Here is a 16,968-nt window from a genome sequence, read left to right as displayed (position 1 = left end):
ATGTCTCCCCCTTTGGTTATTACCCTACCGCTGGCGTCGGATCGTCGCCTTTGTAGTCGCGTTTCACTTCCGTCACTTCATCGCCCTTCTCGTTGTGCAGATGCACTTCAAGCTGGTTAAAGGCAATGTTGATGTCGTTTTCACGGCACAACTGATCAATAGTACGGTTCAGCTCATCGACAGTACGGCTACGGTCACGCAGTTCACGCACATACAGACGCAGCTCATGATCCAACGTGCTGGCACCAAATGCCGTAAAGAAGACTTCCGGCATTGGTTCGTGCATCACCCTTGGGTGCTCAGTCGCCGCCTTCAGTAACACTTTACGCACTTTTTCCAGATCGGAGCCATAGGCCACGCCGAGACGGATCACCAGACGCGTAGTCGTGTCAGTCAACGACCAGTTGATCAGACGCTCGGTAACAAACGCTTTGTTCGGGATAATCACTTCTTTGCGATCGAAATCGGTAATCGTTGTCGCACGAATACGGATCTTACTTACCGTCCCCGAGAAGCTACCAATGGTTACCGTGTCGCCTATGCGCACCGGACGTTCGAACAGAATGATCAAACCGGAAACGAAGTTACCGAAGATCTCTTGTAAACCAAAACCAAGACCTACGGATAATGCTGCCGCCAGCCACTGGAGTTTATCCCACGAGACGCCCAGCGATCCGAACACCGTCATCGCACCAACGGCAATAATGATGTAGTTAAGGATGGTAGTAATGGCATACGACGCGCCCTGGCGCATATTCAGTCGCGAGAGCACCAGCACTTCCAGTAAACCAGGCAGGTTGCGAATCAACGCCCAGGCCACCATTGAGGCGATAATCGCAAACAACAGACTGCCCATGGTGACGTTTTTCACCACCGCAGCGCCAGCTTCAGTGCCGTTGTAATGCCAGAGCGTGATGCTGTCCAGATAGCTGAACACGGTGATCAAATCGGACCAAATTGCCCAGAACATGACACCGAACAGCGCAAACATCAGCAACATGGTAATACGCAGCGTCTGCTGGTTAACCTGCTCCAGTGCAATGGTGGGTTCTTCCGGCGGTTCAGCACCTTCTGCGCCCTCTTTCACCAGATTCTGCCGACGCGCCAGCGCACGACGCCAGGCGATACGCCGCGCCGCTACGCTTAAGCCGCGCAATACCGTCTGGTACAGCAGGTTCCAGATGATCACCAAATAAACGGTTTCAATCCAACGCCCGGAGAGGCGCAGCGTGGTGTAGAAATAACCCGTGGCAGTCAGCACCATCAACGCAATCGGGATAATCGACAGTACGGTAATGGTGACCAGTCGCATGGTGTGCGACTCTTTATCACGCCAGCTTTCGCGGCACATCGGCCACACCAGGAAGGCAATCAGCAGCAAGTTGAAGAAAATCATCGCCTGCCCCAGCACATCATCCATCAGATGCAGCGGGGAAAGTTCTGCCACCACAGACCAGAAATGGATAGGCAGCAACGCGAGACTGATGCGGACAATTTGCCGACGCCAGTGGCTGGTCTGCTGTTCCGGCATACCAAAGTGACGCACGGCAACGCCGTTTTTCTCCAGTACCTTCCAGCACAGGCCAAACACCAGCCAGAAAATCGCCAGTTTTTTACTGAACGACCATAGCAGTTCGCTGATGTTGAGCTGCATGGTCAACAGAATCAGGCCAACCGCGAGAATAATCAGGCACACCGGCAGCGCACGGATCAGGTCGATAAGGATCGCTTTTGGTGTGTTGAGCTGGCTGTCGTTACGCAGGGAACCCACAGCGGAAGCCAGTTTTTGTTGATACGCTTTCAGCCAGCCCAGACGCCAGTGGATCAGCCCGGCAATCAACAGCAGCGGCAAACCGGCGAGGAAAGCGATAAAAACGGCAGGCCAGGCTTTTTCCCAGTTCACCGTGATTTTCATCGACTTAAATTCATCTTTCAGGCTTTGCGGGAACGCTTTGATCCAGTCCCAGTCCATTGGACGGTTACTGTTCACCCAAAAGATTTGCTGAGTCAGGATGGATTTCAGGTTTTTCGACACACTCATTAACTGCTGCTGGTTGATTTGCAGGTTAATGGCCATCATCAATTGGTTACCCAACTGTTTGTTAAGCTGATCCAGCAATTCGCGACGCATATCAACCACTTGCAATAATGCATCGTGAACTTCGCTGTTGACTTCGTTGGTGTGACCTTCTTCCAGTTTGTTGACGAACGCATCGCTCTGGAAGAGTGCATCACGCTGCTGGTTAACTTCAAACTGTTCGAGACGCAAATCCGCGATGCGGTTGGTCATGTTTTCCAGTTCATCCGCCGAGGGCAGCGTTTGTTGTTGCTGGTAAAGGATACGAGACAACAGCAAGCTGCCCTTCAGGACGGCAATCTGCTCTTTAATATTGCGTTCCGATTGCAGCGCCCGCTCCAGCCAGTTTTTGACTTTAATGTTTTGCTGCATCAACTGATTACCGTTTTCAGTCGCGGTAATCAGACGCTGACTTAACTGCTGGTTAATTTCCAGTTCCTGCTTCACCAGCGGATTAGCCTGAATACGCGCGGCTTCATCCGGGGAGACGGCTTCCTGCGCCGTTTTTTCGGTTAAAGTCAGACGCTTGCTGTTTACTGCTTCTTGCAACAGCTGCAACTGGTGCTCCAGACGGGCGCTGTTCGCCGTCACGTAATCCCGTTGCTTTTGCAAGGTATCCTGTAAGACTGTGTTCCCTTCCAGGCTTTTACGCTGCTGGTCAATCTCGGCATTCAGCAACGCCTGCTGAGCCTGCATTAACACTTTCTGGCTGGGACGTAAGGCAGTCTCGCCGACATCAGTCCCATCCAGACGACTGCGAATTTGTTGCAGCTGCTGCGAAGCGTTATACATCGCATTTTGCACGCGTTCGGGCTGCGTCTGTAACGAAACCAGCTGGCTGTTATAAGACGCCAGATCGTTTTGTGCGTTTTGCAAATCGTCCAGCGCCTGGGCAACGCGAGTTTCCAGCTGGCGCAACGAAAGCGTACTCAGAATTTTGCGCGTTTCTTCGTCATTATCGACATCGCTAAGTGCAGTTAACGCCGCGGTCGCCTGGCGCATTTTTTCCGGCGCTTCAGCAACCTTTTGCCGTAGCTGAACTGTCTCTTCTTTTACGCGATCGATTTTATCGAGGGTAGCTAATGTATCTGTCAGATCCTGCTGCACCAGTTTGTCCTGAGCAGAAAGATCTTTTTGTTTATTCAGTGAGTCAAGTTGTGCCTGCAGGTCCGCTTTTGTCGGCAGATCACCATTCGATGACGCCCGCGCAAACGCCGTGTTCTGGCATAACAAGACAAAAACAAAAGCAATAAATGCTGAAAAAACAAAATGCCGTGATCGTTTGTAATACTGGAACATAGTCATGATGAATGAAGGTTTCTGAACCTGAAGAACGACCTGAAAAAGTCAAACCGCAAGAATATCACGACGCAGTGAACCAGAATAGCAACGACGAAAATGTCCAGGAAAAATCCTGGAGTCAGATTCAGGGTTATTCGGTAATGGAAGGGTTACGAAGCGTGGGACACAGGAGATACATCTCCAGTAAGATGGCGACGTAATCGCGGGCTTCTTTTTTAAGATCAAAAGATTGCGGGGCAAAGAGCCAGTTTTCCATCAGGCCGGAAATATAGCCGCGCATAATAATTGCTGCCCGACGCGTCATTAAATCCGCAGGCAACATTTTCGCTTCAATACAATGTTTTAACGTTTGTTCTATACGGTCATAACTTTCCAGACAGAGATTACGTTGTGCCTGTTGCACAACAGCCATTTCTCCGACAAATTCGCATTTGTGGAATATAATCTCCATCAATAATCGACGCCGTTCTTCTGTCACCGTGGATTCAAGAACATGAATTAATATCTCTCTTAATACTGAGAGTGGATCGCCAGGGAATTTTGCCTGATACTCAAGCTCGAGTTCACCAATATTGGATTCTGACAGTTCCCAGATCTCACTGAACAAATCCGACTTGTCTTTAAAATGCCAGTAGATTGCACCGCGCGTAACGCCAGCTGCTTTTGCAATCTCGCCCAGCGAGGTGGATGATACCCCCTGCTGTGAGAAAAGACGTAGAGCCACATCGAGGATGTGTTGGCGCGTTTCTTGCGCTTCTTGTTTGGTTTTTCGTGCCATATGTTCGTGAATTTACAGGCGTTAGATTTACATACATTTGTGAATGTATGTACCATAGCACGACGATAATATAAACGCAGCAATGGGTTTATTAACTTTTGACCATTGACCAATTTGAAATCGGACACTCGAGGTTTACATATGAACAAAAACAGAGGGTTTACGCCTCTGGCGGTCGTTCTGATGCTCTCAGGCAGCTTAGCCCTAACAGGATGTGACGACAAACAGGCCCAACAAGGTGGCCAGCAGATGCCCGCCGTTGGCGTAGTAACAGTCAAAACTGAACCTCTGCAGATCACAACCGAGCTTCCGGGTCGCACCAGTGCCTACCGGATCGCAGAAGTTCGTCCTCAAGTTAGCGGGATTATCCTGAAGCGTAATTTCAAAGAAGGTAGCGACATCGAAGCAGGTGTCTCTCTCTATCAGATTGATCCTGCGACCTATCAGGCGGCATACGACAGTGCGAAAGGTGATCTGGCGAAAGCCCAGGCTGCAGCAAATATCGCGCAATTGACGGTGAATCGTTATCAGAAACTGCTCGGTACTCAGTACATCAGTAAACAAGAGTACGATCAGGCTCTGGCTGATGCGCAACAGGCGAATGCTGCGGTAACTGCGGCGAAAGCTGCCGTTGAAACTGCGCGAATCAATCTGGCTTACACCAAAGTTACCTCTCCGATTAGCGGTCGCATTGGTAAGTCGAACGTGACAGAAGGCGCATTGGTACAGAACGGTCAGGCGACTGCGCTGGCAACCGTGCAGCAACTTGATCCGATCTACGTTGATGTGACCCAGTCCAGCAACGACTTCCTGCGCCTGAAACAGGAACTGGCAAATGGCACGCTGAAACAAGAGAACGGCAAAGCCAAAGTGTCGCTGATCACCAGTGACGGCATTAAGTTCCCGCAGGACGGTACGCTGGAATTCTCTGACGTTACCGTTGATCAGACCACCGGGTCTATCACCCTACGCGCTATCTTCCCGAACCCGGATCACACTCTGCTGCCGGGTATGTTCGTACGTGCACGTCTGGAAGAAGGGCTTAATCCAAACGCTATTTTAGTCCCGCAACAGGGCGTAACCCGTACGCCGCGTGGCGATGCCACCGTACTGGTGGTTGGCGCGGATGACAAAGTGGAAACCCGTCCGATCGTTGCAAGCCAGGCTATCGGCGATAAGTGGCTGGTGACAGAAGGTCTGAAAGCAGGCGATCGCGTAGTAATAAGTGGGCTGCAGAAAGTGCGTCCTGGTGTCCAGGTAAAAGCACAAGAAGTTACCGCTGATAATAACCAGCAAGCCGCAAGCGGTGCTCAGCCTGAACAGTCCAAGTCTTAACTTAAACAGGAGCCGTTAAGACATGCCTAATTTCTTTATCGATCGCCCGATTTTTGCGTGGGTGATCGCCATTATCATCATGTTGGCAGGGGGGCTGGCGATCCTCAAACTGCCGGTGGCGCAATATCCTACGATTGCACCGCCGGCAGTAACGATCTCCGCCTCCTACCCTGGCGCTGATGCGAAAACAGTGCAGGACACGGTGACACAGGTTATCGAACAGAATATGAACGGTATCGATAACCTGATGTACATGTCCTCTAACAGTGACTCCACGGGTACCGTGCAGATCACCCTGACCTTTGAGTCTGGTACTGATGCGGATATCGCGCAGGTTCAGGTGCAGAACAAACTGCAGCTGGCGATGCCGTTGCTGCCACAAGAAGTACAGCAGCAAGGGGTGAGCGTTGAGAAATCATCCAGCAGCTTCCTGATGGTTGTCGGCGTTATCAACACCGATGGCACCATGACGCAGGAGGATATCTCCGACTACGTGGCGGCGAATATGAAAGATGCCATCAGCCGTACGTCGGGCGTGGGTGACGTTCAGTTGTTCGGTTCACAGTACGCGATGCGTATCTGGATGAACCCGAATGAACTAAACAAATTCCAGCTAACACCGGTTGATGTCATTACTGCCATCAAAGCGCAGAACGCCCAGGTTGCGGCGGGTCAGCTCGGTGGTACGCCGCCGGTGAAAGGCCAACAGCTTAACGCCTCTATTATTGCTCAGACGCGTCTGACCTCTACTGAAGAGTTCGGCAAAATCCTGCTGAAAGTGAATCAGGATGGTTCCCGCGTGCTGCTGCGTGATGTGGCGAAAATTGAGCTGGGTGGTGAGAACTACGACATCATCGCAGAGTTTAACGGCCAACCGGCTTCCGGTCTGGGGATCAAGCTGGCGACCGGTGCGAACGCGCTGGATACCGCTGCGGCAATCCGTGCTGAACTGGCGAAGATGGAACCGTTCTTCCCGTCGGGTCTGAAAATTGTTTACCCGTATGACACCACACCGTTCGTGAAAATCTCTATTCACGAAGTGGTTAAAACGCTGGTCGAAGCGATCATCCTCGTGTTCCTGGTTATGTATCTGTTCCTGCAGAACTTCCGCGCGACGTTGATTCCGACCATTGCCGTACCGGTGGTATTGCTGGGGACCTTTGCCGTCCTTGCCGCCTTTGGCTTCTCGATAAACACGCTAACAATGTTCGGGATGGTGCTCGCCATCGGCCTATTGGTGGATGACGCCATCGTTGTGGTAGAAAACGTTGAGCGTGTTATGGCGGAAGAAGGTTTGCCGCCAAAAGAAGCTACCCGTAAGTCGATGGGGCAGATTCAGGGCGCTCTGGTCGGTATCGCGATGGTACTGTCGGCGGTATTCGTACCGATGGCCTTCTTTGGCGGTTCTACCGGTGCTATTTATCGTCAGTTCTCTATTACCATTGTTTCAGCAATGGCGCTGTCAGTACTGGTGGCGTTGATCCTGACGCCGGCTCTTTGTGCCACCATGCTGAAACCGATTGCCAAAGGCGATCACGGGGAAGGTAAAAAAGGCTTCTTCGGCTGGTTTAACCGCATGTTCGAAAAGAGCACGCACCACTACACCGACAGCGTAGGCGGTATTCTGCGCAGTACAGGGCGTTACCTGGTGCTGTATCTGATCATCGTGGTCGGCATGGCCTATCTGTTCGTGCGTCTGCCAAGCTCCTTCTTGCCAGATGAAGACCAGGGCGTATTTATGACCATGGTTCAGCTGCCAGCAGGTGCAACGCAGGAACGTACGCAGAAAGTGCTCAATGAGGTAACGCATTACTATCTGACCAAAGAAAAGAACAACGTTGAGTCGGTGTTCGCCGTTAACGGCTTCGGCTTTGCGGGACGTGGTCAGAATACCGGTATTGCGTTCGTTTCCTTGAAGGACTGGGCCGATCGTCCGGGCGAAGAAAACAAAGTTGAAGCGATTACCATGCGTGCAACACGTGCTTTCTCGCAAATCAAAGATGCGATGGTTTTCGCCTTTAACCTGCCCGCAATCGTGGAACTGGGTACCGCAACCGGCTTTGACTTTGAGCTGATTGACCAGGCTGGCCTTGGTCACGAAAAACTGACTCAGGCGCGTAACCAGCTGCTTGCAGAAGCAGCGAAGCACCCTGATATGTTGACCAGCGTACGTCCAAACGGTCTGGAAGATACCCCGCAGTTTAAGATTGATATCGACCAGGAAAAAGCGCAGGCGCTGGGTGTTTCTATCAACGACATTAACACCACTCTGGGCGCTGCATGGGGCGGTAGCTATGTGAACGACTTTATCGACCGCGGTCGTGTGAAGAAAGTTTACGTCATGTCAGAAGCGAAATACCGTATGCTGCCGGATGATATCGGCGACTGGTATGTTCGTGCTGCTGATGGTCAGATGGTGCCATTCTCGGCGTTCTCATCTTCTCGTTGGGAGTACGGTTCGCCGCGTCTGGAACGTTACAACGGCCTGCCATCCATGGAAATCTTAGGCCAGGCGGCACCGGGTAAAAGTACCGGTGAAGCAATGGAGCTGATGGAACAACTGGCGAGCAAACTACCTACCGGTGTTGGCTATGACTGGACGGGGATGTCCTATCAGGAACGTCTCTCCGGCAACCAGGCACCGTCACTGTACGCGATTTCGTTGATTGTCGTGTTCCTGTGTCTGGCGGCGCTGTATGAAAGCTGGTCGATTCCGTTCTCCGTTATGCTGGTCGTTCCGCTGGGGGTTATCGGTGCGTTGCTGGCTGCCACCTTCCGTGGCCTGACCAATGACGTTTACTTCCAGGTAGGCCTGCTCACAACCATTGGGTTGTCGGCGAAGAACGCGATACTTATCGTCGAATTCGCCAAAGACTTGATGGATAAAGAAGGTAAAGGTCTGATTGAAGCGACGCTTGATGCGGTGCGGATGCGTTTACGTCCGATCCTGATGACCTCGCTGGCGTTTATCCTCGGCGTTATGCCGCTGGTTATCAGTACTGGTGCTGGTTCCGGCGCGCAGAACGCAGTAGGTACCGGTGTAATGGGCGGGATGGTGACCGCAACGGTACTGGCAATCTTCTTCGTTCCGGTATTCTTTGTGGTGGTTCGCCGCCGCTTTAGCCGCAAGAATGAAGATATCGAGCACAGCCATACTGTCGATCATCATTGATACAACGTGTAATCACTAAGGCCGCGCAAGCGGCCTTTTTTATGCATAACCGACGAACATTAAGGAGTCATTGAACCACCAACTCAGGATCTCATACGAAAACCAGTATTAAACACGTATAAAATTCATAAAAAATACTGATTGTTAGTTAATTTATATTAAGTAGCGCTAATAGATTTAATAATCCATAATCATTTAGAGGCTATTCTTAATTATTTGCGGTAATTCTTTATTCATTCCTCGGTTATTACGTCATATTCAGAGCAATCCTGGTATTAGTGTTACCAATTTCATCTGGCGATAATCCTGAAATGTTATGAACAGTTCGAGCAAACTGCTTTTACCTGCTGCGGGTTAGTGCTAGTATGAAAAAGTGAGTCCTGTCCCGCTTCCTTCCTAATTGTAATTTTTCGTAATAATGCGATGAAAACCTGCAAAGAGTGGCTTATAGTTAAGCTAACAAACGAGAGGGCAAGTCCAGGTCAGTAAGTTTTTTCCATCCCGAAAGGTGTCCGTTAGTTCAACCGCTAAGAAGGGGACGCGTTATGGATGAATACTCACCCAAAAGACATGATATCGCGCAGCTTAAGTTTCTCTGTGAAACCCTGTATCATGACTGTCTTGCAAACCTTGAAGAAAGCAATCATGGCTGGGTTAACGACCCAACCTCGGCGATCAACCTCCAGTTGAATGAACTGATTGAGCATATTGCGACCTTCGCACTTAATTACAAAATTAAGTATAATGAAGACAATAAGCTCATTGAGCAGATCGACGAATATCTGGATGACACCTTTATGTTGTTCAGCAGTTATGGTATTAATATGCAGGATCTTCAGAAATGGCGGAAGTCAGGTAATCGACTATTCCGTTGTTTTGTCAATGCGACGAAAGAGAATCCTGCGAGTTTATCTTGTTAGAATTATTACAACCATGGGTAGAAGTATGTCCGAAAAACCTTTAACAAAAACCGATTATTTAATGCGTTTACGTCGTTGCCAGACAATTGACACGCTGGAGCGTGTTATCGAGAAAAATAAATACGAATTATCAGATAATGAACTGGCGGTATTTTACTCAGCCGCAGATCACCGCCTCGCCGAATTGACCATGAATAAACTGTACGACAAGATCCCTTCCTCAGTATGGAAATTTATTCGCTAATAAATAATTCGCTTTCGGAGCTATAACCGGCTGTTTATTAAGAATTTTATACTTTTTCGCCATGAAGACATACCCTATGTGATCTTTATCACACAGATGTAATGGGAACGTTCTCTTCACTGACTTTTCGTCTTACTGTGTTGCCGCATTTTCAGCAACCGGAGGTCAGTAATGAGCACAGAAAAAGAAAAGATGATTGCTGGTGAGTTGTATCGCTCAGCAGATGAGACGTTATCTCGCGATCGCCTGCGCGCTCGTCAGCTTATTCACCGATACAATCATTCCCTGGCGGAAGAGCACACATTACGCCAGCAAATTCTCGCTGATTTATTCGGTCAGGTGACAGAGGCTTATATTGAGCCAACGTTTCGCTGTGATTATGGCTATAACATTTTTCTCGGCAATAATTTTTTCGCCAACTTCGATTGCGTGATGCTTGATGTCTGCCCTATTCGCATCGGTGATAACTGTATGTTGGCACCAGGCGTTCATATCTACACGGCAACACATCCCATCGACCCTGTAGCACGTAATAGCGGTGCTGAGCTGGGGAAACCCGTCACCATCGGTAATAACGTCTGGATTGGCGGACGCGCGGTCATTAACCCTGGTGTGACCATTGGTGATAACGTCGTGGTAGCCTCAGGTGCAGTTGTCACAAAAGATGTCCCGGACAACGTTGTCGTGGGCGGTAATCCAGCCAGAATAATTAAAAAATTGTAATCGATTTTTCGCAACTGTTATGCAAAATTGTGGTAAATCTGTTACTTTCCCTCTACTATTCCCACGTTAAAATAGGGTGTTCCCTGGAAAGTTGCAGATACCACGAAGGCAAACGATGACCGAAATACAACGCCTGCTGACCGAAACGATTGAGTCTCTGAATACCCGCGAAAAACGCGACAACAAACCCCGCTTTAGTATCAGTTTTATCCGTAAACATCCGGGGCTGTTTATCGGTATGTACGTTGCTTTTTTTGCCACCCTGGCGGTGATGTTGCAGTCCGAAACGCTTTCAGGCTCTGTCTGGCTGCTGGTGGTATTATTTATCCTGCTTAATGGTTTCTTCTTTTTCGATGTCTACCCACGCTACCGCTATGAAGATATCGACGTGCTGGATTTCCGCGTTTGCTATAACGGCGAATGGTACAACACGCGCTTTGTACCTGCCGCGCTGGTTGAAGCCATCTTGAACTCTCCGCGTGTCGCGGATGTTCATAAAGAACAACTGCAAAAAATGATCGTCCGTAAAGGTGAACTGTCTTTTTACGATATTTTTACCCTCGCTCGCGCCGAATCAACATCTTAAGTTAGGGTTACATACCAGGCGTAAAGCTCTGCGCCTGGTCAAATGACAACGTTCGTTTCCACCCATCCCTTCATGAAATCCCGGCTCTACCTCCTTATCTCCTGCCAGCCTTTTTCCACAATCAGATATACTTTCCCTACACTGTGTTAATAAGGATATGCTGGTGAGAACACGACATCTGGTCGGCCTTATTTCGGGAGTACTGATTCTTTCAGTATTGCTGCCTGTCGGCTTAAGCATCTGGCTGGCCCATCAGCAGGTAGAAACATCATTTATTGAAGAGCTGAATACGTATTCCTCCCGCGTCGCTATTCGGGCCAATAAGGTGGCGACACAAGGGAAAGATGCGCTGCAAGAGCTGGAAAGATGGCAAGGCGCTGCCTGTAGCGAAGCCCATCTCATGGAAATGCGTCGGGTATCTTACAGTTATCGCTATATTCAGGAAGTGGTTTATATCGATAACAACGTTCCCCAGTGTTCGTCTCTGGAGCATGAAAGCCCGCCCGATACCTTCCCCGAGCCAGGTAAAATTTCGAAAGATGGTTATCGTGTCTGGTTAACATCGCATAACGATTTAGGCATTATCCGTTACATGGTTGCCATGGGAACGGCACATTATGTCGTCATGATCGACCCCGCTTCCTTTATTGATGTCATTCCCTATAGCTCATGGCAAATTGATGCCGCCATTATTGGCAATGCCCATAACGTTGTGATAACCAGCAGCGATGAAATTGCTCAGGGAATTATTACCAGACTACAAAAAACACCCGGTGAGCATATCGAAAATAATGGAATCATTTACGATATCCTGCCCTTCCCGGAAATGAATATTTCGATCATCACCTGGTCTTCAACGAAAATGTTGCAGAAAGGCTGGCATCGGCAAGTCTTTATTTGGTTACCGCTCGGGTTGGTGATTGGCCTGCTGGCAGCGATGTTTGTGCTGCGTATTTTGCGCCGTATCCAGTCACCGCATCATCGGCTGCAGGATGCTATCGAAAATCGTGATATTTGCGTGCACTATCAGCCGATTGTCTCCTTAGCCAATGGCAAAATTGTCGGTGCTGAGGCACTGGCGCGCTGGCCGCAGACAGACGGTAGTTGGTTGTCACCAGATAGTTTTATTCCGCTGGCACAGCAAACGGGCCTTTCTGAGCCGTTGACGCTACTGATCATAAGAAGCGTCTTCGAAGATATGGGCGACTGGCTGCGTCAGCATCCGCAGCAGCATATTTCGATCAATCTTGAATCCACCGTGCTCACCTCGGAAAAAATCCCGCAATTGCTGCGTGAAATGATCAATCACTATCAGGTTAATCCCAGACAGATCGCGCTTGAACTCACTGAACGCGAGTTTGCCGATCCGAAAACCAGCGCCCCGATAATTTCTCGCTACCGGGAGGCGGGCCATGAAATTTATCTCGATGATTTTGGTACGGGGTATTCAAGTTTAAGTTATTTACAGGATCTGGATGTCGACATTCTGAAGATCGATAAATCTTTCGTTGATGCGCTGGAATATAAAAATGTCACGCCGCATATCATCGAAATGGCAAAAACACTGAAACTGAAAATGGTAGCGGAGGGAATCGAAACCAGTAAACAAGAAGAGTGGTTACGCCAGCATGGCGTGCACTACGGTCAGGGCTGGCTCTACAGCAAGGCATTACCGAAAGAGGATTTCTTACGCTGGGCCGAGCAACATTTGTGAATTTTAGGGCTGACGGCACGCCGCACAGCCCGTCACGCTACCTACTCGTCGATGATTGATTCGAATCCACCATAGATCATTCGCTTGCCGTCAAACGGCATGGACTCGCCGAACTCTTTCATCCGTGGGTCCGACATCATCTTTTGATTAGCAGCGTCGCGGACCTCTTTTGAAGGGTATTCAATCCAGCTAAAGACAACCTCTTCATTCTCTTCCGCTTTCACCGCCATACGAAAATCGGTCACTTTACCATCCGGTACATCGCTGGCCCAGCATTCGACAATACGAAGCGCACCGAACTCTTTAAATAATGGCGCGGCCTTAGCGGCCATTTCCCGATAGGCATCCTTTTTATCGGCAGGAACGGCAACAACAAAACCATCAACATACTTCATCAGACATACCTCCGAAGCGTACTGCGCAGCCAGACAATTCTTGCGACGTCAGTTGTGGTTAAAGTTTAGCCATGTTGGGATTTTTTGACGAAACGGTGGGAGGCAGAAATGGGTGGGGGCCCTGCCAGCTACATCCCGGCACACGCGTCATCTGCCTTGGCTGCTTCCTTCCGGACCTGACCTGGTAAACAGAGTAGCGTTGCGGGAGAACCAACAGAGCCCCCATTGAGAGCGTTGAGAACCAACGCGCAGGCGCATTATCACTGCTGCCCCGGCTAATTGCAACCCATTGCGTGCCAGATGCTGGTTTCTTGCGCAATGCGGCTTCACTCGGGCGTTTTTCCAGATTATGCTGAAAAATTACCTCAGGAAGAAAAGATGGAAAAAGAAGATTCATTTCCCCAACGCGTCTGGCAAATCGTCGCCGCTATTCCCGAAGGCTATGTCACCACTTACGGTGATGTGGCGAAACTGGCGGGATCGCCGCGCGCCGCGCGCCAGGTGGGCGGTGTGTTAAAGCGTCTCCCTGAAGGCAGCACCTTGCCCTGGCACCGGGTGGTTAATCGCCACGGCACAATTTCGCTAACCGGACCGGATTTACAGCGTCAACGACAGGCATTACTGGCAGAAGGTGTGATGGTATCGGGAAGCGGGCAAATCGACTTGCAGCGTTATCGCTGGAACTACTAACCCTCTCCGGGCGGAGAGGGTTAACTGCGCTTAATATTGCGTAGGAGCTGGAACTGCCGAAGACGGATTCACCTGAGTTGGTGAAGTCGAAGGTACGGTAGCCGTTGCGCCACCGCTGGCCTGAACCGGCACGGCGGTTTGCTGCACCGGCACCAATGTCAGGTCGGCTTTAGTTCCGCCCTGGTTGATCACCGGCTGAACGGTATCGGTAATAAATACCAGTTTGTCATTCACGGTAATCGCCGCACTCAATAGAATACGCGCGTTCGGCTGAACATCTGCCGGGTTAAATGGCAGAACAAAGTTGAATGGTGACTGTTTACCTTCGGTACGCACCGCTTTCTGCGCCAGCACTTTTGACGGCGCATCGGCTAACGACGCGTCAGAAAGTGTCACGGTCAGCACAGCATCAGGCGGCAGTGCGACTTTCTGACGGATCCAGACGGTACCGGAGACATTCGGTTGCTGGATAGCAGGTTGTTGTGTTGCTGAAATAGACGTATTTGCAGCCGGTGCTGGCGTCTGAATATCCGCGCTTTTATCTGCGCAAGCCGCCAACGCAATCGCAACCGCTAAACCACTGGCCATGTGCACGAGTTTCATTCACTTCTCCTTATTATCAATGCACCAGCGGGCTAACTTTCCTCGCCGGAAGAGTGGTTAACAAAATAGTAACGTCAACAAGTGTGGCACACATCACGCATTTCTGCCTGTAATTAGCCCGTAATTCAGACCATTGCACCCATCGGACCAGTGGCAAATTTGCGTTATACTCAACTCACTTTGGCTTGCTGCGGCAGCTTTGTTACTGGAGAGTTATATGAGTCAGGCGCTAAAAAATTTACTGACATTGTTAAATCTGGAAAAAATTGAGGAAGGACTCTTTCGCGGCCAGAGTGAAGATTTAGGTTTACGCCAGGTGTTTGGCGGCCAGGTCGTGGGTCAGGCCTTGTATGCTGCAAAAGAGACCGTCCCTGAAGAGCGGCTGGTACATTCGTTTCACAGCTACTTTCTTCGCCCAGGCGATAGTAAGAAGCCGATTATTTATGATGTCGAAACGCTGCGTGACGGTAACAGCTTCAGCGCCCGCCGGGTTGCTGCTATTCAAAACGGCAAACCGATTTTTTATATGACGGCCTCTTTCCAGGCACCAGAAGCGGGTTTCGAACATCAAAAAACAATGCCGTCCGCGCCAGCGCCTGATGGCCTGCCTTCGGAAACACAAATCGCCCAATCGCTGGCGCACCTGCTGCCGCCAGTGCTGAAAGATAAATTCATCTGCGATCGTCCGCTGGAAGTCCGTCCGGTGGAATTTCATAACCCATTGAAAGGTCACGTCGCAGAACCGCATCGTCAGGTGTGGATCCGCGCAAATGGTAGCGTGCCGGATGATCTGCGCGTTCATCAGTATCTGCTCGGTTACGCTTCTGATCTTAACTTCCTGCCGGTAGCTCTACAGCCGCACGGCATCGGTTTTCTCGAACCGGGAATTCAGATAGCGACCATCGACCATTCCATGTGGTTCCATCGCCCGTTTAATTTGAATGAATGGCTGCTGTATAGCGTGGAGAGCACCTCGGCGTCCAGCGCACGCGGCTTTGTGCGCGGTGAGTTTTATACTCAGGACGGCGTGCTGGTTGCCTCGACCGTTCAGGAAGGGGTAATGCGTAATCATAATTAAAAAAATAGCCGGAGGTGAAAACCGTCCGGCTGTTTTTTGCAGTGCTTGTTACGCGTTATAGGCATTCTCGCCGTGGCTGTTGACGTCCAGCCCTTCTCGCTCTTGTTCTTCCGGCACACGCAGACCAACCGTCAGATCCGCCAGTTTGTAGCCAATAAATGCCACCACACCGGACCAGACGATCGTAATGGCGATGCTTTCCAGCTGTACCAGCAACTGATGGCCCATCGTCACACCTTCAGCGAAGCCCACGCCGCCCAGCGAGCTGGCAGCAAAAATCCCGGTCATGATACAGCCGACAATGCCACAAACGCCGTGCACACCGAAGACATCGCAGGGATCATCCACCCGCAACAAGCGTTTGAGCATGGTAACGCCCCACAAGCCCGCCAGACCAGCTACCACGCCGATAATCAACGCGCCGCCAACACCAATGTAGCCACACGCTGGCGTCACGCCGACCAGACCGGCAATCGCGCCTGAACACGCTCCCAGCAGTGAAGGCTTACCACGCAGCGCCCATTCACCGAAGATCCAGCCAAGAATTGCCGCCGCCGTTGCGACCACAGTATTCACAAATGCCAGTGCTGCGATTTCATTCGCCGTGCCCGCTGACCCGGCGTTAAAGCCAAACCAACCGATATAGAGAATGGCAGTCCCGGTGAAGACCATCGGCAGGTTGTGCGGTTTAAACGCCTCTTTGCCGAAGCCCACGCGTTTGCCTATCAGATACGCGCCCACCAGACCGGCGATTGCGGCGTTAATGTGCACCACCGTGCCACCCGCGAAATCCAGTGCACCGTGAGAAGCCAGCAAACCGCCGCCCCAGACCATATGCGCAATCGGAATGTAGGAGAGCGTCAGCCATACCACCACGAAAATCAACACAGCTGAGAAGCGGATTCGTTCCGCCAGTGCTCCAACTATCAAGCCTACGGTAATGCAGGCAAACGATCCCTGAAACGCTACGTGGATATACTGATAAATGCTGCCCATCACCGCCGTCAGTTCGATGTTTTTCAGCATCAACCCGTTAATGTTGCCGAAGAAGTTGTTTCCCTCACCAAACGCCAGCGAGTAACCGTAAACCACCCAGAGAATACAGACCAGTGCAAACGTCACCGTCACCTGCGTCAGCATCGACAGCACGTTTTTGCCGCGAATCAACCCACCGTAAAACAGGGCAATCCCCGGAATAGTCATAAACAGCACCAGCGCAGTACAAATCATCATAAACGCATTGTCGGCTTTATCGGCCACCGCAGGTGCAGCCATTACCAGTCCCGGCAGCATCGCCAGTGAAGCAAGCCCAGTTTTTATCGTCGCTATCTTCATTTTTCGTTCCTGTTGC

General features: G+C 50.6%; 14 protein-coding genes and 1 other RNA gene. 9 read left to right on the top strand and 6 right to left on the bottom strand.

Annotated features, from left to right (window positions below):
• Positions 1-19: 19 nt before the first annotated feature.
• Positions 20-3,382 (bottom strand): mechanosensitive channel MscK, encoded by a 3,363-nt coding sequence (gene mscK, locus ACJHWT_RS03210; protein WP_000177746.1) that lies wholly within the window; start codon positions 3,380-3,382, stop codon positions 20-22.
• A gap of 127 nt (positions 3,383-3,509) precedes the next feature.
• Positions 3,510-4,157 carry a multidrug efflux transporter transcriptional repressor AcrR gene (gene acrR / locus ACJHWT_RS03205; RefSeq protein ID WP_000101738.1) on the bottom strand — a complete coding sequence of 216 codons (648 nt, stop codon included), beginning with the start codon at positions 4,155-4,157 and terminating at the stop codon, positions 3,510-3,512.
• 141 nt (positions 4,158-4,298) lie between these two features.
• Here acrR and acrA point away from each other — a divergent pair, with 141 nt between their 5' ends.
• The 7 genes from acrA (at position 4,299) to pdeB (ending at position 12,851) form a co-directional block, all read left to right on the top strand.
• Positions 4,299-5,492 (top strand): multidrug efflux RND transporter periplasmic adaptor subunit AcrA, encoded by a 1,194-nt coding sequence (gene acrA, locus ACJHWT_RS03200; RefSeq protein WP_001295833.1) that lies wholly within the window; start codon positions 4,299-4,301, stop codon positions 5,490-5,492.
• 22 nt (positions 5,493-5,514) lie between these two features.
• Positions 5,515-8,664: an efflux RND transporter permease AcrB gene (gene acrB, locus ACJHWT_RS03195; protein WP_001132469.1), complete on the top strand. Its 3,150-nt coding sequence runs from the start codon at positions 5,515-5,517 to the stop codon at positions 8,662-8,664.
• 545 nt (positions 8,665-9,209) lie between these two features.
• Positions 9,210-9,584 carry an Hha toxicity modulator TomB gene (gene tomB / locus ACJHWT_RS03190; RefSeq protein ID WP_000344800.1) on the top strand — a complete coding sequence of 125 codons (375 nt, stop codon included), beginning with the start codon at positions 9,210-9,212 and terminating at the stop codon, positions 9,582-9,584.
• Positions 9,585-9,609: 25 nt separating this feature from the next.
• Entirely contained in the window at positions 9,610-9,828 is a 219-nt protein-coding gene (locus tag ACJHWT_RS03185; protein WP_001291435.1) for an HHA domain-containing protein, read from the top strand.
• A gap of 171 nt (positions 9,829-9,999) precedes the next feature.
• Complete coding sequence (gene maa / locus ACJHWT_RS03180) at positions 10,000-10,551, top strand: maltose O-acetyltransferase (protein WP_000102564.1); 552 nt, start codon at positions 10,000-10,002, stop codon at positions 10,549-10,551.
• A gap of 115 nt (positions 10,552-10,666) precedes the next feature.
• Positions 10,667-11,137, top strand: a complete 471-nt coding sequence (locus ACJHWT_RS03175) for a YlaC family protein (RefSeq protein WP_000136192.1) — start codon at positions 10,667-10,669, stop codon at positions 11,135-11,137.
• A 163-nt stretch (positions 11,138-11,300) separates the two neighbouring features.
• Positions 11,301-12,851: a cyclic-guanylate-specific phosphodiesterase PdeB gene (gene pdeB / locus ACJHWT_RS03170; protein WP_001317659.1), complete on the top strand. Its 1,551-nt coding sequence runs from the start codon at positions 11,301-11,303 to the stop codon at positions 12,849-12,851.
• Positions 12,852-12,892: 41 nt separating this feature from the next.
• Here pdeB and ACJHWT_RS03165 read toward each other — a convergent pair whose 3' ends face one another.
• Together ACJHWT_RS03165 and ffs are read right to left on the bottom strand one after the other, a co-directional pair.
• Positions 12,893-13,246, bottom strand: coding sequence for a DUF1428 domain-containing protein (locus ACJHWT_RS03165; protein WP_000878140.1), 354 nt, complete (start codon positions 13,244-13,246; stop codon positions 12,893-12,895).
• A 119-nt stretch (positions 13,247-13,365) separates the two neighbouring features.
• Positions 13,366-13,462: signal recognition particle sRNA small type (gene ffs / locus ACJHWT_RS03160), an RNA gene on the bottom strand.
• Between the two features lie 162 nt (positions 13,463-13,624).
• Here ffs and ACJHWT_RS03155 point away from each other — a divergent pair.
• Positions 13,625-13,936, top strand: coding sequence for an MGMT family protein (locus ACJHWT_RS03155; RefSeq protein ID WP_000409911.1), 312 nt, complete (start codon positions 13,625-13,627; stop codon positions 13,934-13,936).
• Between the two features lie 30 nt (positions 13,937-13,966).
• Here the strand turns inward: ACJHWT_RS03155 and ACJHWT_RS03150 are convergent, their stop codons facing one another.
• On the bottom strand, positions 13,967-14,539 hold the full coding sequence (locus ACJHWT_RS03150) for a YbaY family lipoprotein (RefSeq protein ID WP_000779821.1): 573 nt from the start codon (positions 14,537-14,539) through the stop codon (positions 13,967-13,969).
• A 217-nt stretch (positions 14,540-14,756) separates the two neighbouring features.
• On the opposite strand from ACJHWT_RS03150, the gene tesB reads away from it, so the two are divergent.
• Positions 14,757-15,617: an acyl-CoA thioesterase II gene (gene tesB, locus ACJHWT_RS03145; RefSeq protein ID WP_000075876.1), complete on the top strand. Its 861-nt coding sequence runs from the start codon at positions 14,757-14,759 to the stop codon at positions 15,615-15,617.
• A gap of 48 nt (positions 15,618-15,665) precedes the next feature.
• Here the strand turns inward: tesB and amtB are convergent, their stop codons facing one another.
• Positions 15,666-16,952, bottom strand: a complete 1,287-nt coding sequence (gene amtB, locus ACJHWT_RS03140; protein ID WP_000685020.1) for an ammonium transporter AmtB — start codon at positions 16,950-16,952, stop codon at positions 15,666-15,668.
• Positions 16,953-16,968 lie beyond the last annotated feature (16 nt).

The organism is Escherichia sp. WS338 (assembly GCF_046486405.1).
GTDB classification, from domain to species: domain Bacteria; phylum Pseudomonadota; class Gammaproteobacteria; order Enterobacterales; family Enterobacteriaceae; genus Escherichia; species Escherichia coli.
The sequence above is the reverse complement of the archived record's forward strand: the minus strand, read 5'-3'. Positions and strand labels throughout refer to the sequence as shown.

What these genes read in the sequence shown, in the direction of transcription:
- mscK (WP_000177746.1), bottom strand. Translation starts at nt 3,382, where the DNA reads ATGACTATGTTCCAGTATTACAAACGATCACGGCATTTTGTTTTTTCA.
- acrR (WP_000101738.1), bottom strand. Translation starts at nt 4,157, where the DNA reads ATGGCACGAAAAACCAAACAAGAAGCGCAAGAAACGCGCCAACACATC.
- acrA (WP_001295833.1), top strand. Translation starts at nt 4,299, where the DNA reads ATGAACAAAAACAGAGGGTTTACGCCTCTGGCGGTCGTTCTGATGCTC.
- acrB (WP_001132469.1), top strand. Translation starts at nt 5,515, where the DNA reads ATGCCTAATTTCTTTATCGATCGCCCGATTTTTGCGTGGGTGATCGCC.
- tomB (WP_000344800.1), top strand. Translation starts at nt 9,210, where the DNA reads ATGGATGAATACTCACCCAAAAGACATGATATCGCGCAGCTTAAGTTT.
- ACJHWT_RS03185 (WP_001291435.1), top strand. Translation starts at nt 9,610, where the DNA reads ATGTCCGAAAAACCTTTAACAAAAACCGATTATTTAATGCGTTTACGT.
- maa (WP_000102564.1), top strand. Translation starts at nt 10,000, where the DNA reads ATGAGCACAGAAAAAGAAAAGATGATTGCTGGTGAGTTGTATCGCTCA.
- ACJHWT_RS03175 (WP_000136192.1), top strand. Translation starts at nt 10,667, where the DNA reads ATGACCGAAATACAACGCCTGCTGACCGAAACGATTGAGTCTCTGAAT.
- ACJHWT_RS03165 (WP_000878140.1), bottom strand. Translation starts at nt 13,246, where the DNA reads ATGAAGTATGTTGATGGTTTTGTTGTTGCCGTTCCTGCCGATAAAAAG.
- ACJHWT_RS03155 (WP_000409911.1), top strand. Translation starts at nt 13,625, where the DNA reads ATGGAAAAAGAAGATTCATTTCCCCAACGCGTCTGGCAAATCGTCGCC.
- ACJHWT_RS03150 (WP_000779821.1), bottom strand. Translation starts at nt 14,539, where the DNA reads ATGAAACTCGTGCACATGGCCAGTGGTTTAGCGGTTGCGATTGCGTTG.
- tesB (WP_000075876.1), top strand. Translation starts at nt 14,757, where the DNA reads ATGAGTCAGGCGCTAAAAAATTTACTGACATTGTTAAATCTGGAAAAA.
- amtB (WP_000685020.1), bottom strand. Translation starts at nt 16,952, where the DNA reads ATGAAGATAGCGACGATAAAAACTGGGCTTGCTTCACTGGCGATGCTG.